The sequence below is a fragment of the Limnohabitans sp. TS-CS-82 genome, assembly GCF_002943475.1.
Window position 1 is genome coordinate 836,177 of record NZ_PTQX01000001.1, and the last position, 24,328, is coordinate 860,504.

Consider the following 24,328-nt stretch of genomic DNA (forward strand, 5'->3'; position numbering starts at 1 on the left):
CGTGTGTGGTGAAGGGTTTATTTGGCAAGCGCGGCAGAAAACGCATCGATGATGCGGCGAATGTCGGCCTGCTTCATCTTGAGTGCAGCTTGGTTGACCACCAAGCGCGAGCTGATGTCCATGATGCGTTCGACTTCGACCAAGTGGTTGGCTTTGAGTGTGTTACCGGTCGACACCAAGTCGACGATGGCATCGGCCAAGCCAGTGAGCGGGGCCAATTCCATGGAGCCATAGAGCTTGACCAAATCCACGTGCACGCCTTTGGTAGCGAAGAAGTCACGCGCGATGGTGGTGTACTTAGTGGCCACTTTCAGACGCGCGCCTTGTTTGACCATGGCGGCGTAGTCGAAGTCGGAGCGCACCGCCACGCTCATGCGGCATTTGGCGATTTGCAAATCGAGTGGTTGATAGAGCCCATCTGTGCCATGCTCGATCAATGTGTCGAGGCCCGTCACGCCCAAATCAGCGCCGCCGTATTGCACATACGTGGGCACGTCAGATGCACGCACCAACACCACACGCACATTGGCGTGGTTGGTGGGCAAGATGAGCTTGCGAGATTTTTCTGGGTCTTCGAGCACCTCAATGCCAGCGGCTTTGAGCAGCGGCATGGTTTCATCAAAGATGCGGCCCTTGGAGAGCGCCAGCGTCAACATGTTGTTCATTTCACTCTTTCGATATCTGCGCCAATGGCGCGCAGCTTGGCTTCCATCTTGTCGTAGCCACGGTCCAAGTGGTAGATGCGATCCACCAAGGTTTCGCCGTCGGCCACCAAGCCCGCAATCACCAACGAAGCAGACGCGCGCAAGTCGGTGGCCATGACGGTTGCACCCGAGAGCTTTTCCACGCCTTCGAGCACAGCCACTTTGCCGTCGATTTGGATGTGTGCGCCCAAGCGCACCAACTCGTTGACGTGCATGAAGCGGTTTTCAAAAATCGTTTCAGTCACCTTTGATGCGCCCTTGGCAATGGCGTTCAACACCATGAACTGCGCTTGCATGTCGGTGGGGAAGCCTGGGTATTCGGTGGTGCGGAAGTTTTGCGCCTTGAGGTGTTCATACGCGGGCGCAGTGCCTTGGATGCGAATGCCCTCTGCGTTGGCAGTGACTGTTGCGCCTGCATCACGCAGCTTGTCGATGACCGCGTCCAAATGGTCGGCACGGGCGTGACGCAAGAACACGTCGCCGCCAGTGGCAGCCACGGCGCACAAGAACGTGCCGGCTTCAATACGGTCGGCCACCACTTTGTGGGTGCAGCCGTGCAAGCGTTCCACGCCTTGGATGTGGATGCGGCTCGTGCCGTGGCCTTCAATCTTCGCGCCCATGGCGATGAGCATTTCGGCCAAGTCTGGAATCTCTGGCTCTTGCGCGGCGTTTTCCAACACGGTTTCGCCGTCGGCCAGTGCTGCGGCCATGAGGAAGTTTTCTGTGCCAGTGACTGTCACCATGTCGGTGGCAATGCGTGCACCTTTGAGGCGTGTGCGACCGCCGCCCAATTTGGCGACCATGTAGCCGTGGTCCACGTCAATCTCTGCACCCATGGCTTGCAAGCCTTTCAAGTGCTGGTCCACAGGGCGCGAACCAATGGCGCAACCGCCTGGCAATGACACCTTGGCGTGGCCAAAGCGTGCCAACAAGGGGCCAAGTGCCAGCACCGAAGCGCGCATGGTTTTGACCAACTCGTAAGGGGCTTCTGGGTTATTCAAACCGCCGGCGTCTAAGCTGACTGTGCCGTCATCTGCACGCTCGGCCGTCACGCCCATGTTGCGGATGAGCTTCAGCATGGTGGCCACGTCTTGCAACTGCGGCACGTTGTGCAGCGTGACAGGCTGATCGGTCAACAAGGCTGCGCACAGCTCGGGCAGTGCCGCGTTTTTAGCGCCAGAAATCAACACTTCGCCATTGAGGGTGCGGCCGCCGCGAACGAGTAATTTATCCATAGGGGTTCTTAAGCTTTAGGAGCAGCTTGCCATTCGGCAGGCGTGTAGGTTTTCATGGACAAAGCGTGCACTTCGTCGGTTTTGATTTTCTCGCCCAAGGTGGCGTACACCTGTTGGTGGCGTTGGATGAGGCGCTTGCCTTCAAACTCGGCGGACACCAAAGTGGCATACCAATGACGGCCATCGCCCTCGACGTGCAAATGCTCGCAAGGCAGGCCTGCGGCGATGATGGCTTGTAACTCTTGTGCTGTCATGGAATACCTTTTAGCCTCGGATTTTGTAACCTGTGCGCAGCAAATGCAGTGCGATGGTAGAAACCACCAACAAGCACACGCCTACAACGCCCAAGCTCAACCAAGGCGACACATCGCTTTGGCCAAAGAAGCCAAAACGGAAACCGTCGATCATGTAGAAGAACGGGTTGAGGTGGCTCACGTTTTGCCAAAAGCTTGGCAGTGAGTGGATGGAATAAAACACGCCGCTCAAAAACGTCATCGGCATGATGATGAAGTTTTGGAAAGCGGCCATTTGGTCAAACTTATCGGCCCACAAGCCCGCGATCAAACCGAGTGAGCCAAGCATGAGCGCGCCGAGCACGGCAAAAGTGATGACCCACAGAGGCTGCGTAGGCATGAGCGAGAAATTGAGCACCGACGACTGCCACACAAACAGCACGCCCGCCAACAACACACCCGCGCCCACCAACAAACCGCGCACCATGGCAGACAGTGCATAGGCAAAGAACCAGCTCCAGTGCGAGAGTGGCGTGAGCAACAAGAACACCAAGTTGCCCATGATCTTGCTTTGCACCATGGACGAGGAGCTATTGGCAAACGCGTTTTGCAGCACGCTCATCATCACGAGGCCCGGAATCAAAAACGCGGTGTAGCTCACACCCTCGTACACCTGCACGTGCGCTTCCAGCACATGGCCAAAAATCATCAGGTACATCACCGCCGTGAGCACGGGCGCGGCCACCGTTTGGAAACTGACTTTCCAAAAGCGCAACACCTCTTTGTAGAAGAGCATGGTCCAGCCGGTCATCATGCTTGTGCTCCTGTTTCTTCGCTTTTGTGCATCACATCGAGGAACACATCTTCCAAATCGGCTTTGCGAATTTCGACGTCTTGCGCTTGCAAGCCAGCTTCACGCACGGCTGCGAGGTAGCGCTCAATCTCCAACGCGTCATTGGCGGGGAACTGAACGATGCGGCCCGTCACCCGCGCCTTGGCAGCAAGAGCAGGTGGCAGCTCGGCATCGAGCTTGAAGCGCAGCACATTGCTAGACGCAGCTTTGAGTAACTCGGTGGTGCTATCGAGCGCCACCACTTTGCCGTTTTTCAACATGGCAATGCGGCCGCACAAAGCTTCGGCTTCTTCGAGGTAATGCGTGGTCAGCAACACGGTGCTGCCCTCGCGGTTGAGCTTGGCAATGAACTGCCACAAGGTTTGGCGCAGCTCCACGTCCACACCCGCGGTTGGCTCATCAAGCACGATGACAGGCGGCTTGTGCACCAAGGCTTGCGCCACCAACATGCGGCGCTTCATGCCGCCTGAGAGTTGGCGCATGTTGTGATGGGCTTTGTCGCTGAGGCCAAGGCTGTGCAAGAGCTCATCAATCCAGTCATCGTTGTGTTTGACGCCAAAGTAGCCCGACTGAAACTTCAAGGCTTCGCGCACATTGAAGAACGGGTCGAACACCAGCTCTTGCGGTACCACGCCCAACATGCGGCGAGCCTGGGCGGATTGGGTAGCCACATTGACGCCGTGCACCAACACCGAACCAGACGAGGCTTGTGCCAAACCGGCCAAGATGCTGATGAGGGTGGTCTTGCCCGCGCCGTTGGGGCCTAAGAGCCCAAAGAACTCGCCTTTTTGGACATCAAAACGCACGCCATCGAGCGCCTGAAACGGACCTCGGGCGGTTTGGAAAGTTTTGGAGACGGATTGGAAAGAAATAGCGGGCATAAAGTAGCCTTTGATTTTAAGGCTTTCAGCATGCCCTCTGCGATTGCCCTGACTTCGCGACACCCACAGGGACGCCTGAAACACATTTCAGTGCAGCAATGCACTCAAACCATAGACCTTGGCCAAGGCTTGGGCACGCTCAGGCAGCCCTGTGACGCGCAACTGGGCGCCTTTGGCCTGCACCGCACGGCGACAAGCCAAAACCACGGCCAAAGCCGAAGAGTCAAACTGGGTCAGGGCCGACGCATCCAACACCGCTTCACCACCACGAGCCATCTGAGCGGTCAAAGACGCGACCAAACCATCGGCCACGGCCTGGGCTTGGGCCTGCATCAAGACAGCAGGCAAAGCGATAGAGGTGGTCAAGGTGCTCATGGCTTATTTGGATGCGCGGGCATTGGTTTTGTTGCGGTCAGCCAAGCTGGCAATCAAACCATCCACACCTTTGGCGTTGATTTCTTGTGCAAACTGGGTTTTGTAGTTCTCGACCAACCAAATGCCCATGACGTTCATGTTGTAAACCTTCCATGCGCCGTCTGCTGTTTTTTCCACACGGTAGTCGAGCTGGATGGGGTCACCTTTGCCGCGCACTTCGGTACGCACCAATACCTCTTTGTCATCAGCAGCGGCACGCAAGGGTTTGACAGCAATGGTTTGGTCACTGACCTGACCCAAAGCACCTGAGTACGTACGGACCAGCAAAATTTTGAACTCGTCTTGCAAGCGCTTTTGCTGCTCGGGTGTGGCTTGACGCCAGCCTGGGCCAACTGCAGAAGCTGTCATGCGCAAAAAGTTCACGTTAGGCATAACACGTTGGTCCACCAACACGATGATCTTGTTCACATCGCCGTTGTGGATAGATTTGTCAGATTTGATGGCATCCAAGATGTCCGATGACACGCGCTTGATGAACACATCAGCTGGCTCCTCAGCCGCAGAAACAGCGCTGGCCATACCTAGTGCACAAGCGGCACAGAAGGCCCAAGCAGTCAAAGTACGGCGTGACAAAAAGTGATTCATGGTTTCAAACTCCAATGGGTTCGTATCTTTAACGTTTGGGCCACTTATTTGGCTGACGGCGCCACAGGCTCAGCACTCGGGTCCACCAGCTCATCCTCATCGGGTGGATTGCCGTCGTACACCTGGTTGCGTCGGAATTGCAAGTAGGAATCGCGGGTGAAGCTGTACTTATCGATGGCCGCCCCGGTTAACAAGTCTGTGGTTTTCAGCAAGCTCGCGCGCTTGTCCACGATGCGAGTCGCCATCGCGGCGTTGCGAACGGGCACATCGTCATATTGGCGCACGAGGTCAACTGAGGTCTCCACAGGAACCACACTGGTATCACGTACCGTCGAGGGCCCCAACAGTGGCAAAACGACATAAGGACCGCTCGGAACACCCCAATAGCCCAAGGTTTGGCCGAAATCTTCTGGATGACGCTCTAAACCAATTTGTGTGGCCACATCAAAAAGGCCATAAATACCCAAAGTGGTATTTACCACCACACGCATCAATGACTCTGCGGTGTCGCGACCTTTGAGTTGCAAGCCGTTGTTGGCCGTCGACCAAACATCCGACAAGTTGCGAAAGAAGTTGCTCACGCCCGTTTGCACAGGCTGCGGTGTGTAGTCGCGGTAACCAGTGGCAACGGGCTTGAGCACGTTGTCGTCCAACACATCGTTGAACTTGGTCACGCTGCGGTTCATCGGCTCCAACGGATCTTTGGGATTGGCATTGGGGCCTGTAGCGCACCCAGCGCTCAACGCAGCCATCGCTACAAGCACAGCACTCAGTACCCAACGCTTGTGCTGCAACACAATCATTTGCCACCCTTTTCAGGTGTTGGCTCCGCCGCTTTGTTGTACAAAAACTGGCTGATGAGGTTTTCCAACACCACGGCCGACTGCGTGGCTTGAATGCGGTCACCGGTGGCCAAGTTATCAGCCTCAGAACCGGCTTCGATGCCAATGTATTGTTCGCCCAACAAACCGCTGGTGAGAATTTTCAAAGAACTGTCTTTGGGAAACTGGTAGCGGCTCTCGATGCTCATGGTGACTGTGGCTTGGAAGGTTTTGTCGTCAAACGTGACTGACTCCACACGCCCCACCACCACGCCTGCGCTCTTGACAGCGGCTTGGCGCTTCAAGCCACCAATGTTGTCAAAGCGGCCGCTGACGGTGTAGTTGGATTGAAAACTCAGTGTCAACAAATTGGCTGACTTCAAAGCCAAAAACAAAATAGCTGCTGCGCCCAAGAGCACGAACAGACCCACCCACACATCATTTTTGGAGCGTTGCATAGCTTCCTCGATTCATCAAATACTGAACATCATGGCGGTGAGGATGAAGTCCAACCCCAACACTGCCAACGAAGCGACCACGACCGTTTTGGTCGTGGCGCGCGAAACACCTTCGGGCGTGGGCTGGGCTTCATAGCCTTGCAGCAGCGCCACAAACGTGACGGTCACGCCGAACACGATGCTCTTGACCACGCCATTGCCCACGTCTTTCCACACGTCTACGCCGCCTTGCATCTGGCTCCAGAACGAGCCGGCGTCCACGCCAATCATCAACACGCCGACCATCCAACCGCCCAAAATACCCACGGCGCTGAACACAGCCGAGAGCAAAGGTAAAGCGATGATGCCACCCCAAAAGCGTGGGCCCAAGATGCGGCGCACGGGATCGACCGCCATCATGTCCATGGCGCTGAGCTGCTCGCCCGCTTTCATCAAACCAATTTCAGCAGTGAGCGATGTACCGGCGCGGCCCGCAAACAATAAGGCGCTCACCACGGGGCCAAGCTCGCGCACCAAACTCAAGGCCACCAACAGGCCCAAAGCTTCTGACGAGCCATAACGCTGCAAGGTGTAGTAGCCCTGCAAGCTGAGCACAAAGCCCACAAACAAGCCCGACACCGCAATGATGGCCAACGAATAGTTGCCCAAGAAATGCACTTGGTCACGCACCAAGCCAAAACGGCGCATGTTGCTGCCAAACTCTGAAATCAGGCGCACAAACAAACGGGCACCCAAGCCCAGACCAGCCAAGTAACTGCGAACCGCAAAGCCTAGGTTTTCCACAAACTTCATTGCTCACCCTCCACACCAAAGTCTTGCGCCACGGATGGGCCTGGGTAGTGGAAACGCACAGGGCCGTCAGGCGCTGCAGTGACAAACTGTTTCACCAAAGGATCGTTGCTGTGACGCACTTCGTCTGGTGTGCCCTGCGCGGCAATCTTGCCGTTGGCCAAGACGATCACTTGGTCGGCGATGTGGAAAGTCTCATCCAAATCGTGCGACACGATGACGCTGGTCAAGCCCAGTGTGTCGTTGAGCTGGCGAATCAAACGTGCCGCTGTGCCGAGCGAAATAGGGTCTAAGCCAGCAAACGGCTCGTCGTACATGATGAGTTCGGGGTCGAGGGCCATGGCACGGGCCAAGGCCACACGACGGGCCATGCCGCCAGAGACTTCGCTGGGCATCAAATCGCGTGCGCCGCGCAGGCCTACGGCTTCGAGCTTCATCAACACGATGTCGCGAATCATCGATTCGCTCAAGTCGGTGTGTTCGCGCAGCGGGAAGGCCACGTTGTCAAACACGCTCAAGTCGGTGAACAAAGCACCAAACTGAAACAACATGCCCATGCGACGACGCACGGCGTACAAATCGGTGGGGTTGAGAGAGGCCACTTCTTGGCCATCAAACGTGAGGCTGCCTGACTGGGCGCGGTATTGGCCACCGATCAAACGCAGCACCGTGGTTTTGCCACCACCCGACGCACCCATGAGTGCCGTGACTTTGCCGCGTGGCACGGTCAGCGTGATGCCATCCAAGATGAGGCGCTCGCCGTAGCCAAAGCGAATGTCGCGCAGCTCAACCAACGCATCAGGGTTTGTATTTAAGGGGGAAGTGGTATTCATAGAAGAAAAAGCTGGCCTGTTCATGAAACAGACCAGCCCTTGTCATTCTAAATGCAAGCCATTACAGGCTTGTAAAGATGAGAAGTTAGCGAGGCAGATCGCTTGCGCCCATCAAGAACTCGTCCACCGAGCGTGCAGCTTGACGGCCTTCGCGAATAGCCCACACGACCAAAGATTGGCCACGGCGGATATCGCCCGCAGCAAACACTTTGGGCACGTTAGTGGCATAGCCGCCAGTGAACTCGGTAGTTGCCTTGGCGTTGCCGCGTGCGTCTTTCTCAACGCCGAAGCCTTCCAAAATGGTTGCCACAGGGTTCACGAAGCCCATCGCCAACAACACGAGGTCGGCTTTGATGATTTCTTCAGTGCCCGCCACTTCGACCATCTTGCCGTCTTTCCATTCAACGCGAACGGTTTTGACGCCAGTGACTTTACCGTTTTCGCCGACAAACTCTTTGGTAGAGATAGCGAACTCGCGCTTGAGCAAACCTTTTTCGGCGCTTTCGTCGTGGCTAGAGCTGGTGCGCAGCTTCAGTGGCCAATATGGCCAAACCAAAGGCTTGTTCTCGTGCTCGGGTGGCATAGGCATCACCTCGAACTGAACCACACCTGCTGCGCCGTGGCGTGTGCTGGTGCCCACGCAGTCAGAGCCGGTGTCGCCACCGCCGATGACCACCACATGCTTGCCATCAGCGCGCAATTGGTCTTTGACCTTGCCGCCGCCGTTGACCTTGTTTTGTTGTGGCAAGAACTCCATCGCGAAGTGAATGCCAGCCAAGTCGCGGCCAGGTGCTGGCAAGTCGCGAGACTGCTCAGAGCCACCGGTCAACAACACAGCGTCAAAGTCTTTTTGCAGTTGCGCCGGAGTGATGGTTTCTGTGGCCCAGTTGGTGACCTTAGAGCCCTTTGGCAACTCACCGACCATCACGTTGGTACGGATGGTCACGCCTTCGGCTTCGAGTTGTTTGGCGCGGCGGTCGATGTGCGACTTTTCCATCTTGAAGTCTGGAATGCCGTAGCGCAGCAAGCCACCAATGCGGTCGTTCTTTTCGAACAAGGTCACGTCGTGACCGACGCGAGCCAACTGCTGTGCAGCAGCCATGCCGGCAGGGCCTGAGCCCACGACGGCAACTTTCTTGCCTGTCTTGTGCTTGGCAGGCTTAGCGACCACCCAGCCTTCATTCCAAGCTTTGTCGATGATGGCGTGCTCGATGGACTTGATGCCCACCGCGTCGCCATTGAGGTTCACCACGCAAGCCGCTTCGCAAGGTGCGGGGCAGATGCGGCCAGTGAACTCGGGGAAGTTGTTGGTGCTGTGCAGCACGTCAATCGCGTTTTTCCAATCGCTTTGGTATACCAACTCGTTGAAGTCCGGAATGATGTTATTGACCGGGCAGCCGTTGTTACAAAACGGTGTGCCGCAGTCCATGCAACGGGCTGCTTGGTCTTTGGCTTGTTTGTCGTCCAAACCAATCACAAATTCGTCGTAGTTCTTCAAGCGCTCTTTGACGGGCTTGTAGCCCTCTTCGATGCGCTCAATTTCCATAAAGCCAGTGACTTTTCCCATGATTCAAATCCTATTTGCTTGTGCGTTGCAATACGTCTGCGTTACTTGGCAGCGACGGCTTTTTTGGCCGATGCGGCTGGAGCCTTAGCAGTCTTGGCTGCGTTCAACTCGCCCAAGGCACGCTTGTATTCGTTGGGGAACACTTTGACAAACTTGGCACGTGCGGTGTCCCAGTTGTCCAGCAAGTCACGGGCGCGTTTAGAGCCCGTCCAACGGTGGTGGTCTTCGAGCAACTTCTTGAGTTGCGCTTCGTCGGTTTGGTCACGGTGCCAAATGGCGCGTGGCAAAGTGGCTTCTTGCTCAGCAGCCGTCAACACTTTTTCCATGGAAACCATGGCTGTGTTGCACTTCTTGTCGAACTGTCCGTCTTCGTCGTACACGTACGCCACACCGCCGCTCATACCGGCAGCGAAGTTGCGGCCGGTTTTACCCAACACCGCGACTGTGCCGCCTGTCATGTATTCGCAACCGTGGTCGCCTGTACCTTCGACCACTGCGGTCGCGCCAGACAAACGCACAGCAAAACGCTCACCAGCCACGCCAGAGAAGAACGCTTCACCGCGTGTCGCACCAATCATCACGGTGTTACCCACGATGATGTTGTTGACCGCGTCGCCACGGAAATCAATGCTGGGGCGAACCACCACGCGGCCGCCTGAGAGGCCTTTGCCGGTGTAGTCGTTGGCGTCACCAATGAGGTACAGCGTGATGCCGTTGCACAAGAACGCGCCGAACGATTGACCGCCCGTGCCTTCGAGTTGGATACGGATGCTGTCATCTGGCAAACCTTCTGGGTGCACCTTGGTCACAGCACCTGACAACATCGCACCGACTGAACGGTTGACGTTGCGGGCCACTTCCATGAACTGCACCTTCTCGCCGCGCTCAATGGCAGGCTTGGATTTCTCGATGAGTTTTTGGTCCAGTGCTTTTTCCAAGCCGTGGTCTTGCTTATCCACGTGGTAGCGAGGAATCTCTGGGCCCACTTGAGGCACAGTCAACAAGCGAGCGAAGTCGAGACCAGAGGCTTTCCAGTGTTCGATGCCAGCGCGCATGTCGAGCAAGTCGGCGCGGCCGATCATGTCGTCAAACTTCTTGATACCCAACTGCGCCATGATTTGACGCACTTCTTCAGCGATGAAGAAGAAGTAGTTGACGACGTGCTCAGGCTTGCCTGTGAACTTCTTGCGCAACTCTGGGTCTTGTGTGGCCACGCCCACGGGGCAAGTGTTCAAGTGGCACTTGCGCATCATGATGCAGCCCTCAACCACCAGCGGTGCAGTGGCAAAGCCAAACTCGTCAGCGCCGAGCAAAGCACCCACAGCCACGTCGCGGCCGGTTTTCATTTGGCCGTCGGCTTGCACGCGCACGCGGCCACGCAAACCGTTCAACACCAAAGTTTGTTGGGTTTCGGCCAGACCGATTTCCCAAGGCGAACCGCAATGCTTGATGGACGACCAAGGCGATGCGCCTGTGCCGCCGTCGTGGCCGGCGATCACCACGTGATCGGCCTTGCACTTGGCAACGCCTGCGGCAATCGTGCCCACGCCGATTTCAGCCACCAACTTCACGCTGATGTCAGCGTGAGGAGCGACGTTCTTCAAGTCATGGATCAACTGAGCCAAGTCTTCGATCGAATAGATGTCGTGGTGTGGCGGAGGAGAAATCAAGCCCACACCTGGCACGCTGTAACGCAGCTTGCCGATGTACTCAGACACTTTCGCGCCTGGCAACTGACCACCTTCACCAGGCTTCGCGCCTTGGGCCATCTTGATCTGAATTTGGTCAGATGAAGACAGGTATTCAGCGGTCACACCAAATCGGCCAGAAGCCACTTGCTTGATGCGTGAACGCAGGCTATCACCCGCCAGCAAAGGCATGTCCACTTCGACCACATCGTTGCCGATGATGGTTTTGAGTGTGTCGCCTTGTTTGATTGGGATGCCTTTGAGTTCGTTGCGGTAACGCGCTGGGTCTTCACCGCCCTCACCCGTGTTGGACTTGCCGCCAATGCGGTTCATCGCCACGGCCAAAGTTGCGTGTGCTTCGGTAGAGATAGAACCGAGCGACATCGCGCCTGTGGCGAAACGCTTGACGATTTCAGTGGCTGGCTCAACCTCGTCCACCGAGATGGCTTTGGATGGGTCAATCTTGAAATCGAACAAACCGCGCAAGGTCAGGTGACGCTTGTTTTGGTCGTTGACGATTTGTGCGTACTCTTTGTACGTGCTGAAGTTGTTCGAGCGTGTGCTGTGCTGCAACTTGGCAATCGCATCAGGCGTCCACATGTGCTCTTCGCCACGGGCGCGCCAAGCGTATTCGCCACCAGCGTCGAGCATATTGGCCAACACAGGTTTTTCGCCAAACGCATCATGGTGCATGCGAATGCCTTCTTCGGCCATTTCGAAAATGCCGATACCTTCCACGCGGCTAGGTGTGCCGGTGAAATACTTTTGCACAGTTTCGGTGTTGATACCGATGGCTTCAAACAACTGAGCGCCGCAGTAAGACATGTAGGTCGACACGCCCATCTTGGACATGATCTTCGACAGGCCTTTGCCGATGGCTTTGATGTAGTTGTAAATGGCTTTGTCGGTCGACAAATCAGCTGGCAAATCTTTGTGCAGATTGGCCAATGTTTCGAGCGCGAGGTAGGGATGCACGGCTTCTGCGCCGTAGCCTGCCAACACGGCGAAGTGATGCACTTCGCGGGCGCTGCCAGTTTCCACCACCAAACCAGCCGTGGTACGCAAGCCTTCGCGCACCAAGTGTTGGTGAATCGCAGACAAGGCCAACACAGCGGGAATCGCCACCTGAGTGGCGCTCACAGCGCGGTCGCTGATGATCAAGATGTTGTGACCGCCTTTGATCGCGTCCACAGCTTCAGCGCATAACGAAGCCAACTTGGCTTCGACGCCGTCGTGGCCCCATGCCAAGGGGTAAGTCATGTCGAGCGTGGCGCTCTTGAACTTGCCGTGTGTGTACTGTTCGATGTCACGCAACTTGGCCATGTCGGCGAAGTCCAGCACGGGCTGGCTGACTTCCAAACGCATGGGCGGGTTGACTTGGTTGATGTCGAGCAAGTTGGGCTTAGGGCCCACAAACGACACCAAGGACATGACGATGGCTTCACGGATCGGGTCGATCGGTGGGTTGGTCACTTGCGCGAACAACTGCTTGAAGTAGTTGTACAGCGGCTTGTTCTTGCTAGACAACACAGCCAAGGGGCTGTCGTTACCCATGGAGCCAATGCCCTCTTCGCCGTTGATGGCCATAGGCGCCATCAAGAACTTGATGTCTTCTTGGCTGTAGCCAAACGCTTGTTGACGGTCGAGCAATGACACATCGCTGGCTTGGGCGGCTTCGCCTTCGTGGCCTTTGACGTCGTCGAGCTTGATGCGGACGTTTTCAATCCATTGCTTATAGGGCTTGGTGTTGGTCAGGCCGGCTTTGAGTTCTTCGTCGTCGATCATGCGACCTTGTTCGAGGTCGATCAAGAACATCTTGCCGGGCTGCAGACGCCACTTGCGCACGATCTTGCTCTCAGGCACTGGCAACACGCCAGACTCAGAGCCCATGATGACCATGTCGTCGTCAGTGATGCAGTAGCGTGAAGGGCGCAAACCGTTGCGGTCCAGCGTCGCGCCGATTTGGCGGCCGTCGGTGAACACGATAGAAGCTGGGCCGTCCCATGGCTCCAACATCGCAGCGTGGTATTCGTAGAAGGCCTTGCGGCGCTCGTCCATGGTGGTGTGGTTTTCCCATGGCTCTGGAATCATCATCATCACGGCTTGGCTGATGGGATAGCCAGCCATCGTCATCAATTCGAGGCAGTTGTCGAATGTGGCGGTGTCAGACTGGTCAGCGAAGCTGATGGGGTAGAGCTTTTTCAGGTCGTCGCCCAACACGGGGGAAGACATCACGCCTTCGCGGGCCTTCATCCAGTTGTAGTTGCCTTTGACGGTGTTGATCTCGCCGTTGTGCGCCACATAGCGGTAAGGGTGAGCCAATGGCCACTCTGGGAAAGTGTTGGTCGAGAAGCGTTGATGCACCAAACCGAGCGCAGACACGCAGCGCTCGTCGGTCAAGTCGCGGTAATAAGTACCGACTTGGTCGGCCAGCAACAAGCCTTTGTAAATGATGGTGCGGCTAGACATGCTAGGCACGTAATACTCTTTGCTGTGCTTCAAGTTCAAGTGCTGAATCGCGGCGCTGGCTGTTTTACGGATGACGTACAGCTTGCGCTCGAGGGCGTCTTGCACGATCACGTCATTGCCGCGACCGATGAAGATTTGGCGAATGACCGGCTCTTTTTCACGCACGCGTGGAGACATGGGCATGTCGAGGTTGACCGGCACATCGCGCCAGCCCAACAGCACTTGACCTTCGGCTTTGACAGCACGGTCGAGCTCTTGCTCGCAAGCCAAGCGTGAAGCGCTTTCTTTGGGCAAGAACACCATACCCACGCCGTACTCGCCGAGCGGGGGCAAGGTCACACCTTGCTTGGCCATCTCTTCGCGATACAACGCATCTGGCAATTGAATCAAGATACCTGCGCCGTCGCCCATGAGTGCATCAGCACCCACCGCACCACGGTGGTCGAGGTTTTCCAAAATTTTGAGCGCTTGACCCACGATGGCGTGGCTCTTTTGACCCTTGATGTGAGCAACAAAGCCCACGCCACAGGCGTCGTGTTCGTTAGATGGGTCGTACAAACCCTGAGATTGCAGTTGTGCTTGATCGGCAGCCGTAGACATGCGCATTCCTCAAAAATTCAGCGGGACGAGAAGAATACTGCATTGCAGCATCTATGCCAAGAAAATTAATTGGGGTCAGAACCTAATTAATTGAATCTCAACTTTGGTAATTATTTAATTGGGGACAGGTTTAAAGACCTTGCTCAATGGCCGTCCTGCCTTGGTTTTGACCAACCGTCGCTCAGTTTGTGACTGCAAATCGGCCACAAAACGCTCGTCGCCCAGCGCCCAACCACTGAGCGTGGCGTCGGTCAATGCACCCTGCTGGTCAGCGCTGATGCCTGCATGCACCAATTCGGCGTATGCCGCCTCGCGCGCGAATGGCGTGTTGCCCAAGGTCCAGTACAAGGCGTGTGGCGTGATGAGCCTATCGGTGCGATGCCCTGCGTAATGCCCATAACTGGACCACACGTAATCCTCAGGCTGCGCCACCATGTGCGCACGCACGGGGTTGAGGTCGATGTAGGCCATGCAGGCCAGCAAGTAGCGATCGGTCTGAATGAGCGTGGAGCGGTAGCGCCCTTCCCACAACGTGCCGGTGCGTGCGTGCACTTTGTTGAACACCTGCACATAACTGCGGCCCACGGCCTGCATCATTTTGGGTAGACCTTGGTCTTCTTGCGGCGTGAGCAACAAATGCAGATGGTTGCCCATCAACACATAGGCGTGAATGTCGACCTTATGCGCGCGACTGTGCTCGAACAACAAATCGAGCATGCGCTGGTAATCAGCGGTGCTGCGAAAAATGTCTTGTCGGTTGTTGCCCCGCAGGATGACGTGGTGCGGATAACCGGTGACGGTGAGACGAGGGAGGCGAGCCATCTGCCGATGGTAATTCGAACCTGACCCCGATTAATTAAGCACCAACTTTGAATCGCGTCTCAGCCAACTCTTGCAATCCAAACTCTTCCAGCAACGCCTGTAGTCGCTCAGCCGCACTGCGCTTTTTCTGCCCCGTGTATTTGGCCAAGATGAGTTCGTTTTTCATGCTGTGCTCCCAACCCACCAGCTCGGTCACGGTCACTTGGTAGCCCATCGCTTCTAGGTACAGACAGCGCAGCACGTTGGTGAGCTGGCTGCCCATCTCACGCGTGTGCAACGGGTGACGCCACAGCTCAGCCAGCGGTGTGCGCTGCAAGTTGAGCGCTTTGTTTTTGTTGAGCGCGCGGGCCAACTCAGCTTGGCAGCACGGCACGAGCACCATGTATTTAGCTTTCTTTTGCAAGCCAAACGCAATCGCGTCGTCGGTGGCCGTGTCGCAGGCGTGGAGCGCGGTGACCACATCCATCTGGTCGGGCAAAGCATCGCTGTGTGCGGACTCGGCCACGCTGAGGTTGAGAAACTTCATGCGCTCGAACCCCAAGCGCTGCGCCAGTGCTTGGGACGATGCCACCAACTCGCTGCGCGTCTCGATGCCGTAAATACTGCCCTGCCCCAAGGCTTTGAAAAACAAGTCGTAAATGATGAAACCTAAATACGACTTGCCCGCGCCGTGGTCGGCCAAGGTGTGGCCTTGCTCGCTGGCGGGCAGTTCTTTCAAAAGCTTTTCGATGAACTGAAACAGGTGATACACCTGCTTGAGCTTGCGGCGTGAATCTTGGTTCAGCTTGCCGTCGCGGGTGAGGATGTGCAGCTCTTTGAGCAATTCGATGGACTGGCCAGGGCGCAGGTCGAGGTCTAGAGATTTGGGTGCTGCGGCTTGTTTGTGTTTGGACATAGCTTAATTGTGCAGTCGAGAAGCGATGCCCAGCTTGCTCCAGCCTTCATGCCCCAACTTATTCAACACCTCAATGTTGCGCTCAAAGATAAGCGACGCATCGGGATAGGCCTCCACAGCTTTGTCAATGCTGGCTTCGCGCAACAAGTGCAGCGTAGGGTATGGCGTGCGGTTGGTGAAGTTCTCAATGTCCTCCACCTCCGTGCCGCCAAATTGGTAGAGCGGATGGAAGTCAGCCACTTGCAGCACGCCGTCTAGCTCTAGGTCCATCAGCACTTCGTCGCAGTCGGCCAAGAAATCGTTGAAGTCCAAAAAGTCGGGCAAGGCGTTGGGCGCAATCAGTAGCGTTGTGTCCAGCTTGTCTGGGTCGGCCTCAGCCAAGTGCTGCAATTCTTCGCGCAGCATGGCCAGCACGTCGGCGGGTTCGGCAGATGCGCACACGCGGTAGCGCACCATGTCTTTGACCACTACCGATTTGGCGAATGGGCACAAGTTCAGGCCCACTACGGCTTCTAGCAACCACTTTTGCGTGTCTTCGATGGCGGTGCGTTCTTGGTCTGGGGTCAATGTGTCAGTCATGTTTTTCTTTCTTATGCAACGCACGGCCAATGAAGTGCGCCAAAACCACACCTGCCAAACTGAGCGTGGCAGTGACGGCCCATGTCCACTGCCAGCCGCCTGCGCTGGCTGCTACCCATGCCACCAAGGGCGGGCCTGCAAACTGGCCCAGCGCCGAGAGCTGCTGCATGTAGCCCACGGTGGTGGACACCGTGCCTTCGCTGGGGGCCAAACGCAAAGCGCATGAAAACAAAGTACCGGGAATCAAGCCGCCCACGGCCGAGAACATCACCACGCACGCAAAGCGCAACGAGGTGGGCAAGCCTTCGCCGTTCAACACGGCATATGCGCCGACAGCGCCCAAGGTCATGCAAGCAAAACCAATGCAGAGCAAACGCTGCGCAGGCCAGCCGCGTTGCAGCAAACGGCCCGACATGATGTTGCCGCTCACATTGGCCAGCGCCACACAAGCCGACAACACACCTGCAGTGCCCGCCGTTAAACCTAACTCGGCATAGACCGTGGGCAAAAAGCCCACCACGGCCAGCCACTGCGATGAATACACCGCAAACGTGAGTGCGACCAACCAAGGGCCGGGGCTTTGAAGGGTGAGCGCCAATCGCTTGGGCCATGCGTCATTGGCAGCGTTGTGTGTGGGTGCTGGCTGCTGCACATCGGGCACGCACAACCAAACGGCCACCCAAGCCAACGCGGCCACTGCACCCAGCAGCCACCACCACGCGGACCAGTTCAAACCCGCAATAACCCAAGGACCCAACAGCAGCGCCAGCGCACTGCCCGTGGGCATGTACGTACCCCACCAGCCCATGCGGCCGCTGAGCTGCGATGCATCCACCGTGCGGCGAATGAGCGCGGGCGCAGGCATGACGACCAGCAAAAAGCCCAAGCCTTCTAATGCGCGTAAGAACAACAAGCCACTGGCATCGGCCACAAAGCCACCACTGATGCTGGCGACTGACAACAGTGCCAAGCCGACCAACATGCTGCGGCGCAGGCCCAAACTATCAGCACTGAGCCCAACAGCAAGGCCGAGCGTCATGCTGGCCACTTGCACCGCAGACAGCAAGAAACCGGCTTGCACCAAAGTGATATTCAGTGCGTCTTGCAGCACCGGCAACGCAGGCGGCAGCTTGCCCACATGCAACGCAGCGCACACGCCTGCAAACACAATGACCCACGAGGGGTGGATGCCAAAGCGGTGCTTGCTCATGTGGCGTAGATGCAGCTAGGTTTATGCCGTCAAGCGTGCGTGCTCACGCGTGGCGAAACGATCAGTCATACCCGACAAGTAATCGGCCACGGCACGCGGCACATCGCTGCGCTGGGCGTAGGCGGCGGGCATTTCTTGGGGCTTGGCCAAGTAGACGGCGAACAGTTCTTGCACCATGGCGCGCGCACCGTCTGTGGTTTGCATGACCTGCGGGTGACGGTACAAATTGCGGAACAAAAACGACTTGAGCGCTTTTGACTCTTCGTACATCGCTGCACTGAACTGCACGATGGCTGGGCACTGGCGCGCTTCGTTTGCACTGGTGGGCGCGTGCTGTTGCAGCGCTGTGCGCGTGGCGTTGATCACGTCGTACACCTGATCGCTCAACATGCGGCGAATGGTTTCGTACAACACGCGGCGGCCTTGAAGCTGTGGATACTCAGCCAAAGTTTGCGCGTGATAGCGAGCAAACAACGACACGTCTTGCAGTTGTTCGAGCGTGAGCAAGCCAGAACGTACGCCGTCGTCAATGTCGTGCGCGTTGTAGGCAATGGCATCGGCCAAATTGCACAGTTGCGCTTCAAGGCTGGGCTGTGTGCCGTTCAAAAAACGGGCGGCGATGCCGTTGGGCTCATGCGCGTTGATGAGTTCGGCGTTGCGACGCGCGCAGTGCTTCAAGATGCCTTCGCGCGTTTCAAAGCTCAGGTTGAGGCCGTTGAACGCGGGGTAACGCTCTTCAAGTTCATCCACCACGCGCAAGCTTTGCAGGTTGTGCTCGAAGCCGCCATAAGGGGCCATGCATTCGTTCAGCGCGTCTTGACCGGCGTGACCGAAGGGCGTGTGGCCAAGGTCGTGTGCCAAGGCAATGGCTTCCACCAAGTCTTCGTTCAGACTCAACGCGCGCGCAATAGAGCGGCCGAGCTGCGCCACTTCCAACGAGTGCGTCATGCGCGTGCGAAACAAATCGCCTTCGTGGTTCAAGAAGACTTGCGTCTTGTAAACCAAGCGGCGAAACGCGGTGGAGTGCACGATGCGGTCGCGGTCGCGCTGATGCGGGTTGCGCACGCTGGAGGCGTGGGCGGGAAGTGAGGGTTCTGCGTGGCGGCGACCACGCGACTGTTCAGGCAGGCAGGCGTAGGGTGCTAGCTGCGTCATTGGGAACAGGAGTCATCAATGACTTGCGCCACCAAAGCGTCAGGCGCACCGCGCACAATGGCTGTGCCGGGCTTGTCGATGAGCACGAATTTGATTTCGCCTGCTTCTGCTTTTTTGTCCACACGCATGTGGTGCAGGTAAACGTCCGCGCCAAGTTTGGGGCCGACGATGGGCAAGCCTGCACGTTCGATGAGGGCGGTGAAGCGCGACACAAACGCCTCGTCCACCAAACCCAAACGTTGCGACAGGTGCGAGGCCATGACCATGCCGCAGCCCACAGCTTCGCCGTGCAGCCATTCGCCAAAGCCCAAGCCCGCCTCGATAGCGTGGCCGAATGTGTGGCCAAAGTTGAGGATGGCGCGGATGCCGCCCTCGCGTTCGTCTTGGCCAACCACCCAGGCTTTGATTTCGCAGCTGCGCTTCACAGCATGTGCCAAAGCCTTCGGGTCACGCGCCAAGAGCGCGTCGAGATTCGCATCGATCCAATCGAGAAACTGCATGTCGGCAATGGGGCCATATTTGATGACTTCGGCCAAGCCCGCGCTCATCTCGCGCTGGGGCAAGGTTTGCAAGGTGTCGAGGTCGCACACCACACGTTGCGGTTGGTAGAACGCACCAATCATGTTTTTGCCGATGGGATGGTTGATCGCCGTTTTGCCGCCCACCGAGGAGTCGACCTGTGCCAGCAAGGTGGTGGGCACTTGCACAAAGGGCACGCCCCGCATGTAGCAAGCGGCGGCAAAACCGGTCATGTCGCCCACCACGCCGCCGCCCAAGGCGAACAACACGGTTTTGCGGTCGGCGCCTTTGCCCAGCAGCTCGTCAAAAATCAGATTCAGCGTTTGCCAATCTTTGTGGCTCTCGCCATCGGGCAAGGCCACGGTGTGCACGTGTTTGTAGAGCGGTGCAAGAGCGGCTTGCAAACGCTCGGCATAGATGGGGCCCACGGTGTCGTTGGTGACGATGAGAGCAGCCGAGGCTTTGGGTAAGTTGGCCCATGTGCTGGCAGCGTTGAGCAACTGCTCGCCAATCAAAATTTGATAGCTGCGATCGCCCAAGTCAATGGCAACGCGTTCGAGGTGTGGTGTGTTCGACATGAATCAAATTCTGTGTGGGGGCGACACGCGTGGGCGGTCGGCAAGCGCAGGGGGCGAAACGGGTTTGATGTGGCCAGCGAGTTCGAGCTGCGACACGATCATGTTGACCAAGCCCGCCACATTGGGGCGGCCCGTTTCGATGACGTAGTGTGCGGTTTCGCGGTACAGCGGGTCACGCACTTCGAGCAATTCACGCAAGCGCGCTTGCGGATCGGCCACTTGCAACAAGGGGCGGTTTTGGTCGTTACGCAAACGGCGAAACACTTCTTCTGGGCTGGAGCGCAAATAAAACACGTGGCCGTGTTGATGCAGGCGCTCTCGGTTGATCAGGCGCAACACCGAGCCGCCGCCGGTGGACAACACGCCATGGTGGTTTTGGCACAAATCGGCGAGCACTTCAGATTCGAGGTCGCGAAAGCGGTCTTCCCCTTCGCGTTCGAAATATTCGCGGACCGAGCAACCCAAGCGGTTCTCAATCGCGTGATCCGAATCAACAAAGGGGAGATGCAGTCGCCGAGCGAGTTGACGCCCAACGGTCGTTTTGCCGGAACCCGGCAGACCCACCAAAACCAACAACATATGCTTTCTTAACGTGCAACGGCACTGTGATCGAGCATTTTAGGGGTTATGAAGACCAACAATTCTTGCTTGGCTTGGGCGGTGCGGCGGTTTTTGAACAAATAGCCCAGCACGGGAATGTCGCCGAAGAACGGGACTTTGTACTCATCCTCTTGCTCGCTGGTCTCGTAAATGCCGCCAATCATGACCGTGCCGCCGTTTTCCACCAGCACTTGCGTCTTGACGTGCTTGGTGTCGATGGCAAAACCCGCAGGCGTGATTTGGCCCACGTTGTCCTTGGAAATATCAAGGTCTAACACGATGCCGCCCTCGGGCGTGATTTGTGGCGTGACCTCCAACTTGAGGTTGGCTTTGCGAAACGCCAAGGTGGAGGCTCCGCTGGCGGCGGCCACTTGATAAGGCAACTCTGTGCCTTGCTCAATCACGGCTTTGGCTTGGTCTGCGGTGACCACGCGCGGGCTAGACACAACCTTGCCTTTGCCGTCAGCTTCGAGCGCTGAAAGTTCAAGGTTGAGAAAACGGTTCTTGGCCGAGTTGAAGATAGACACTGCAAAACTAGCTGATGCAAAACCGTTAAGACTGGCAGCCGGTAAGTTGACAAAACTACCCGTGGTGTCGAGCGCTTTGTCGGCAATGTTGAAACTGGTGCCTTGCTGCGCGGTGGGGTTGGCATTGGCGATGACGTTGGTATTGGTCGGCCCCCACACGTTTTGTGCACCACCCTGCCCCATCCCACCCAAGCGCACACCCAACGTCTGGCCAAAGGTGTCGCTGGCTTGCACGATGCGCGCTTCGATCATCACTTGGCGCAAAGGGATGTCGATCTTGGCAATCATTAGCGCCACTTGGTCAAGGCGCTCGGCAATGTCGGTGACGAAGAGTTGGTTGGTACGCGACTCGGCCATGGCGCTGCCGCGTGTGCTTAGGATGCGTGAGCCGCCGCCCATCGACGACAGGCTGAAAGGTGCTGAGTTAATGGGCGGCGCATAACCCAGGCCTGCACTACCGAAACCGCCATAGCCTGCGCCATACCCGCCACCAACGGTAGACATCGCAGGCAACACCGTGCCCCCTTGAATCTGCGTCAGCACATCCACCGCCTTGGCGTAGTTGAGCGTGAAGCCGCGGGTTTGCATGGGCTCTAGGTTTTGTGCGGCGAGCTTGCTTTCATATTCGAGCTTTTCGCGCGCCGCCACTTCCGTGCGTGGCGCCACCCAAATGACATTGCCTTGCCGGCGCACACTCAAGCCCTTGGCTTGGGCCATGATATCCAGCACTTGGTCCCAAGGCACTTTATGCAGCTTCAAGGTCAATGCGCCTGTGACGCTGTCGGACGTGATGATGTTGAGCCCTGTGAAATCGGCCACGATTTGCAAAGCGGTGCGCACCTCGATGTTTTGAAAATTCATCGACATGGGGGCACCGGTGTAAGTGGGTTTGGCTTCTTGGCTTTGCAATGGCAACGCGAACGTTGAGAGAAAAAGTATGCCGCTGTACACGAACGCACAACGCACGGCGTACGCCCATCGGCGACGCATCAACTCACCGCGAAAAAACTTGCAGCTCATGGCGCAGCCTCATGCAAGGGCAAACGCACATCACGGATGTGCCATTCGCCCGAAGAGCTCAGCGCCAATTCTTGAATCAGCAAATGGTCAGGCGCCACCGCCAACACCCGCCCAAAGTCTTGTCCCAGATATCTGCCCGCACGCACGCGATGCACACTCACCATAGGCATATTGTTTTTATCTCCGACTGGCGGCAGCACTTTGACCAAGGCCTCCATCTCATCCGCGGAAGCGATTTGCCCCACGTACTGCAAGCGTTCGCGCGGATAGGCTTCCAACACATCGCGCGCACGCAAAAGCTCAGGCGCCACCAAACGGGCATAGCTGGGATGTTGCTCGGCATGGGCGCGTTGCGTTCGGCCCCAAGCTTGCGCACTGAAGGGGTCAACTGGCGCAGCACCTTCTGAATTGACACTGGCCAACTCGAATGCTGCATCAGTCACCGTGGGTTGCGGCGCCAACGCCAACACTTGCGCAGAAACGCCACCACGTGGATCGGCCTTGAGCTCCAGCGACGACACCGTCACGCCTGGGGCAGCGGTGGACCACTGCGCCAACCAATTGAGCCAACTGTCCCAAGAGCCTTGCACCTTCACATGCACAGGCAAGGTCTGCATGTGCAGTGCACCCAGCGCAGGGTTGTGTTGTGGTTTGTCCATCCTGAGTTGAGACAGCTGCAACCCCTGTTGCTCTGCCAACCGGGTCAGCGCAGCCGCATCTGCAAATGTGGCTTGCGGCTGACTGGAAGTTTGCAATAGCTGTGCAGTCTGTGCGCGCAAAGCTTGCGTTGATTCTTGTTCTGCCACCCATTTAGCCTTGGCCTCGCTGGCGTCATCCCACGCTTGCCAGCTGTGTAGCCACCACGGGCTGAGCAACATCGCACCACAAACGCCCGCGCCAACGAAGAAAGCATATTGATAAGCGCGCGGCCAAAGCCAAGGACGGCGCAAGTCCAACTGCGGCAGAGCGAAAGTCAAACCTTTCATCACACCCCCACCTTCAAATCGGCTTCGATGCGAAATTGCCACACCGGCAAGCCGGTGGTGGACACGGCGGGCATCACTTGCAATTGCGGCAGCTCTGGCGCTTGCGCCCAAATATCAAGGGCCTTGAGTTGTTGCACCAACTGCTGCGCGTGCTTGGATGACAACGCCTCGCCTTGCATGGTCCAGCGCGTGCCTTGCTGTTTGACGCTGGCCACCCACACGCCCTGTGCGGCTTGGCTGAGCACACGGCTCCATTGCAAGCTTTGCGACTGCAAATCTTGGCGTGCCTTCAGCCAGCGGCTTTGTTCTGCGCGGCGCTCATGTAGGGCTTTGGTGTGTGCATGCGCTTTTTGCACCTCGTCAAAGGCGCGTGCTGACGCCACCACATCGCCGGCGTGCGGCTGTTTGCTTTCGGCGGCAGAAGCCATCACCGCGCCAAATCCCAAGGCCAAAAATGCGCCGCCCATGGCGCACACAGCGACGCCCAGCAACCATGCACGGCGCAACACATGCTGCGTGTTCTCACGGTGGGGCAGAAAATTCGCACCTTCCTCGATCCAACCACGCAAGGCCAAACCAAAAGCTTCATCGCACTGCAACGCCAAGGCGGCACTGGCCTGAGGCAAAGCGGCCAAAGTGTGACTCAGCGCCGTGCGACGCACAGCATCTTGACGGGGTTCAACCACAGCGGCGTTCAAACCGGCAAGCTGGGCGACCCGCTGCAAGGCCTCAACACGCAAGCGCGGCGCAGCTTGTACCAAATAAAGCAGCTCACCCGCAGGTGCCGACTCGGTGTCCAAGCTGTAATCCATGCACACCTCGGATGCGTAATCGGGCAGCAGCGATTGCACCTCGGCCTGCAACTGAAATGCCACATCGTCAGGCGACAAACTCGCAGCCAAGGTCACAAGGTGGTTAGACACACAAGCGCTGTCCAAACCAAGATAGGCCAGCTCGGGTTGGTAATCGCCTGCTTCCAAATAAGCGCGCAACCACAGGCCCAGCTCCACCGACTGCATCACCTCGCCATGCGCCACCAGCCCCTCGGGCAACGCCAAACGCTCAGCACAACAAACGGTATCGGGTTGGCTGGGTGAGCCGCTGAGCACCACCAAACTGCAGGCATCAGGGCCCACATCGAGCCCCACCACGCAGAGGCGGCGCGGGCGTGAACGGGAAAGCCATGAGGTCCAACGCATGAAACACTTCCTTTTGCAAAGGGTCGGGGTGCTTGGCATTTCAACGCGTTGACAAGTGGCTGCGGAGGTGTTTGACTCGAGACTTTT

23 protein-coding genes are annotated in these 24,328 nt (G+C 57.3%); all 23 read right to left on the reverse strand.

Annotated features, from left to right (window positions below; all coding sequences use genetic code 11):
- Window positions 1–17: 17 nt before the first annotated feature.
- Window positions 18–656: an ATP phosphoribosyltransferase gene (gene hisG, locus C5F52_RS04070; protein WP_104797166.1), complete on the reverse strand. Its 639-nt coding sequence runs from the start codon at window positions 654–656 to the stop codon at window positions 18–20.
- A gap of 5 nt (window positions 657–661) precedes the next feature.
- A complete protein-coding gene (gene murA, locus C5F52_RS04075; protein ID WP_104797009.1) occupies window positions 662–1,939 on the reverse strand; it encodes a UDP-N-acetylglucosamine 1-carboxyvinyltransferase in 1,278 nt (425 codons plus the stop codon).
- A gap of 8 nt (window positions 1,940–1,947) precedes the next feature.
- On the reverse strand, window positions 1,948–2,193 hold the full coding sequence (locus C5F52_RS04080; protein WP_104797010.1) for a BolA family protein: 246 nt from the start codon (window positions 2,191–2,193) through the stop codon (window positions 1,948–1,950).
- 10 nt (window positions 2,194–2,203) lie between these two features.
- Window positions 2,204–2,983, reverse strand: a complete 780-nt coding sequence (locus C5F52_RS04085; RefSeq protein ID WP_104797167.1) for an ABC transporter permease — start codon at window positions 2,981–2,983, stop codon at window positions 2,204–2,206.
- The gene (locus C5F52_RS04090) at window positions 2,983–3,906 is read right to left on the reverse strand and encodes an ABC transporter ATP-binding protein (protein WP_104797011.1); all 924 of its coding nucleotides are present in this window, start codon (window positions 3,904–3,906) and stop codon (window positions 2,983–2,985) included. Before C5F52_RS04090 ends, C5F52_RS04085 begins: the two co-directional genes overlap by 1 nt.
- Before the next feature lie 87 nt (window positions 3,907–3,993).
- Complete coding sequence (locus C5F52_RS04095; protein ID WP_104797012.1) at window positions 3,994–4,281, reverse strand: lipid asymmetry maintenance protein MlaB; 288 nt, start codon at window positions 4,279–4,281, stop codon at window positions 3,994–3,996.
- A 3-nt stretch (window positions 4,282–4,284) separates the two neighbouring features.
- Window positions 4,285–4,926, reverse strand: coding sequence for a phospholipid-binding protein MlaC (locus C5F52_RS04100; RefSeq protein ID WP_104797013.1), 642 nt, complete (start codon window positions 4,924–4,926; stop codon window positions 4,285–4,287).
- Window positions 4,927–4,970: 44 nt separating this feature from the next.
- Entirely contained in the window at window positions 4,971–5,729 is a 759-nt protein-coding gene (locus C5F52_RS04105) for a VacJ family lipoprotein (protein ID WP_104797014.1), read from the reverse strand.
- Entirely contained in the window at window positions 5,726–6,205 is a 480-nt protein-coding gene (gene mlaD, locus C5F52_RS04110; RefSeq protein WP_104797015.1) for an outer membrane lipid asymmetry maintenance protein MlaD, read from the reverse strand. The genes C5F52_RS04105 and mlaD overlap by 4 nt, the downstream gene beginning before the upstream one ends.
- A 15-nt stretch (window positions 6,206–6,220) precedes the next feature.
- Window positions 6,221–6,997 (reverse strand): lipid asymmetry maintenance ABC transporter permease subunit MlaE, encoded by a 777-nt coding sequence (gene mlaE / locus C5F52_RS04115; protein ID WP_104797016.1) that lies wholly within the window; start codon window positions 6,995–6,997, stop codon window positions 6,221–6,223.
- Window positions 6,994–7,827: an ABC transporter ATP-binding protein gene (locus C5F52_RS04120; RefSeq protein WP_104797017.1), complete on the reverse strand. Its 834-nt coding sequence runs from the start codon at window positions 7,825–7,827 to the stop codon at window positions 6,994–6,996. Before C5F52_RS04120 ends, mlaE begins: the two co-directional genes overlap by 4 nt.
- Before the next feature lie 85 nt (window positions 7,828–7,912).
- Window positions 7,913–9,394, reverse strand: coding sequence for a glutamate synthase subunit beta (locus tag C5F52_RS04125; protein WP_104797018.1), 1,482 nt, complete (start codon window positions 9,392–9,394; stop codon window positions 7,913–7,915).
- A gap of 41 nt (window positions 9,395–9,435) precedes the next feature.
- The gene (locus tag C5F52_RS04130; protein ID WP_104797168.1) at window positions 9,436–14,151 is read right to left on the reverse strand and encodes a glutamate synthase-related protein; all 4,716 of its coding nucleotides are present in this window, start codon (window positions 14,149–14,151) and stop codon (window positions 9,436–9,438) included.
- Window positions 14,152–14,265: 114 nt separating this feature from the next.
- Window positions 14,266–14,973 (reverse strand): transposase, encoded by a 708-nt coding sequence (locus tag C5F52_RS04135; RefSeq protein ID WP_104797019.1) that lies wholly within the window; start codon window positions 14,971–14,973, stop codon window positions 14,266–14,268.
- Between the two features lie 34 nt (window positions 14,974–15,007).
- Window positions 15,008–15,868 carry an SAM-dependent methyltransferase gene (locus C5F52_RS04140; protein WP_104797020.1) on the reverse strand — a complete coding sequence of 287 codons (861 nt, stop codon included), beginning with the start codon at window positions 15,866–15,868 and terminating at the stop codon, window positions 15,008–15,010.
- A 3-nt stretch (window positions 15,869–15,871) separates the two neighbouring features.
- A complete protein-coding gene (locus C5F52_RS04145) occupies window positions 15,872–16,447 on the reverse strand; it encodes a DUF1415 domain-containing protein (protein ID WP_104797021.1) in 576 nt (191 codons plus the stop codon).
- Window positions 16,440–17,657, reverse strand: coding sequence for a CynX/NimT family MFS transporter (locus C5F52_RS04150; protein ID WP_104797022.1), 1,218 nt, complete (start codon window positions 17,655–17,657; stop codon window positions 16,440–16,442). The genes C5F52_RS04145 and C5F52_RS04150 overlap by 8 nt, the downstream gene beginning before the upstream one ends.
- Window positions 17,658–17,678: 21 nt before the next feature.
- Window positions 17,679–18,812, reverse strand: coding sequence for a deoxyguanosinetriphosphate triphosphohydrolase (locus C5F52_RS04155; RefSeq protein ID WP_104797023.1), 1,134 nt, complete (start codon window positions 18,810–18,812; stop codon window positions 17,679–17,681).
- A complete protein-coding gene (gene aroB / locus C5F52_RS04160; RefSeq protein WP_104797024.1) occupies window positions 18,809–19,909 on the reverse strand; it encodes a 3-dehydroquinate synthase in 1,101 nt (366 codons plus the stop codon). The genes C5F52_RS04155 and aroB overlap by 4 nt, the downstream gene beginning before the upstream one ends.
- Window positions 19,910–19,912: 3 nt before the next feature.
- Window positions 19,913–20,488, reverse strand: a complete 576-nt coding sequence (locus tag C5F52_RS04165; protein ID WP_104797025.1) for a shikimate kinase — start codon at window positions 20,486–20,488, stop codon at window positions 19,913–19,915.
- A gap of 8 nt (window positions 20,489–20,496) precedes the next feature.
- The gene (locus C5F52_RS04170) at window positions 20,497–22,056 is read right to left on the reverse strand and encodes a type IV pilus secretin PilQ (protein ID WP_104797026.1); all 1,560 of its coding nucleotides are present in this window, start codon (window positions 22,054–22,056) and stop codon (window positions 20,497–20,499) included.
- Window positions 22,053–23,042: a pilus assembly protein PilP gene (locus tag C5F52_RS04175; RefSeq protein ID WP_104797027.1), complete on the reverse strand. Its 990-nt coding sequence runs from the start codon at window positions 23,040–23,042 to the stop codon at window positions 22,053–22,055. Before C5F52_RS04175 ends, C5F52_RS04170 begins: the two co-directional genes overlap by 4 nt.
- Window positions 23,042–24,241 carry a pilus assembly protein PilM gene (gene pilM, locus C5F52_RS04180; protein ID WP_161499644.1) on the reverse strand — a complete coding sequence of 400 codons (1,200 nt, stop codon included), beginning with the start codon at window positions 24,239–24,241 and terminating at the stop codon, window positions 23,042–23,044. Before pilM ends, C5F52_RS04175 begins: the two co-directional genes overlap by 1 nt.
- Window positions 24,242–24,328 lie beyond the last annotated feature (87 nt).

Excerpts from the sequence above, each read along its gene's own strand:
- hisG (WP_104797166.1), bottom strand. The coding sequence starts at position 656 with ATGTTGACGCTGGCGCTCTCCAAGGGCCGCATCTTTGATGAAACCATG.
- murA (WP_104797009.1), bottom strand. The coding sequence starts at position 1,939 with ATGGATAAATTACTCGTTCGCGGCGGCCGCACCCTCAATGGCGAAGTG.
- C5F52_RS04080 (WP_104797010.1), bottom strand. The coding sequence starts at position 2,193 with ATGACAGCACAAGAGTTACAAGCCATCATCGCCGCAGGCCTGCCTTGC.
- C5F52_RS04085 (WP_104797167.1), bottom strand. The coding sequence starts at position 2,983 with ATGACCGGCTGGACCATGCTCTTCTACAAAGAGGTGTTGCGCTTTTGG.
- C5F52_RS04090 (WP_104797011.1), bottom strand. The coding sequence starts at position 3,906 with ATGCCCGCTATTTCTTTCCAATCCGTCTCCAAAACTTTCCAAACCGCC.
- C5F52_RS04095 (WP_104797012.1), bottom strand. The coding sequence starts at position 4,281 with ATGAGCACCTTGACCACCTCTATCGCTTTGCCTGCTGTCTTGATGCAG.
- C5F52_RS04100 (WP_104797013.1), bottom strand. The coding sequence starts at position 4,926 with ATGAATCACTTTTTGTCACGCCGTACTTTGACTGCTTGGGCCTTCTGT.
- C5F52_RS04105 (WP_104797014.1), bottom strand. The coding sequence starts at position 5,729 with ATGATTGTGTTGCAGCACAAGCGTTGGGTACTGAGTGCTGTGCTTGTA.
- mlaD (WP_104797015.1), bottom strand. The coding sequence starts at position 6,205 with ATGCAACGCTCCAAAAATGATGTGTGGGTGGGTCTGTTCGTGCTCTTG.
- mlaE (WP_104797016.1), bottom strand. The coding sequence starts at position 6,997 with ATGAAGTTTGTGGAAAACCTAGGCTTTGCGGTTCGCAGTTACTTGGCT.
- C5F52_RS04120 (WP_104797017.1), bottom strand. The coding sequence starts at position 7,827 with ATGAATACCACTTCCCCCTTAAATACAAACCCTGATGCGTTGGTTGAG.
- C5F52_RS04125 (WP_104797018.1), bottom strand. The coding sequence starts at position 9,394 with ATGGGAAAAGTCACTGGCTTTATGGAAATTGAGCGCATCGAAGAGGGC.
- C5F52_RS04130 (WP_104797168.1), bottom strand. The coding sequence starts at position 14,151 with ATGTCTACGGCTGCCGATCAAGCACAACTGCAATCTCAGGGTTTGTAC.
- C5F52_RS04135 (WP_104797019.1), bottom strand. The coding sequence starts at position 14,973 with ATGGCTCGCCTCCCTCGTCTCACCGTCACCGGTTATCCGCACCACGTC.
- C5F52_RS04140 (WP_104797020.1), bottom strand. The coding sequence starts at position 15,868 with ATGTCCAAACACAAACAAGCCGCAGCACCCAAATCTCTAGACCTCGAC.
- C5F52_RS04145 (WP_104797021.1), bottom strand. The coding sequence starts at position 16,447 with ATGACTGACACATTGACCCCAGACCAAGAACGCACCGCCATCGAAGAC.
- C5F52_RS04150 (WP_104797022.1), bottom strand. The coding sequence starts at position 17,657 with ATGAGCAAGCACCGCTTTGGCATCCACCCCTCGTGGGTCATTGTGTTT.
- C5F52_RS04155 (WP_104797023.1), bottom strand. The coding sequence starts at position 18,812 with ATGACGCAGCTAGCACCCTACGCCTGCCTGCCTGAACAGTCGCGTGGT.
- aroB (WP_104797024.1), bottom strand. The coding sequence starts at position 19,909 with ATGTCGAACACACCACACCTCGAACGCGTTGCCATTGACTTGGGCGAT.
- C5F52_RS04165 (WP_104797025.1), bottom strand. The coding sequence starts at position 20,488 with ATGTTGTTGGTTTTGGTGGGTCTGCCGGGTTCCGGCAAAACGACCGTT.
- C5F52_RS04170 (WP_104797026.1), bottom strand. The coding sequence starts at position 22,056 with ATGAGCTGCAAGTTTTTTCGCGGTGAGTTGATGCGTCGCCGATGGGCG.
- C5F52_RS04175 (WP_104797027.1), bottom strand. The coding sequence starts at position 23,042 with ATGAAAGGTTTGACTTTCGCTCTGCCGCAGTTGGACTTGCGCCGTCCT.
- pilM (WP_161499644.1), bottom strand. The coding sequence starts at position 24,241 with ATGCGTTGGACCTCATGGCTTTCCCGTTCACGCCCGCGCCGCCTCTGC.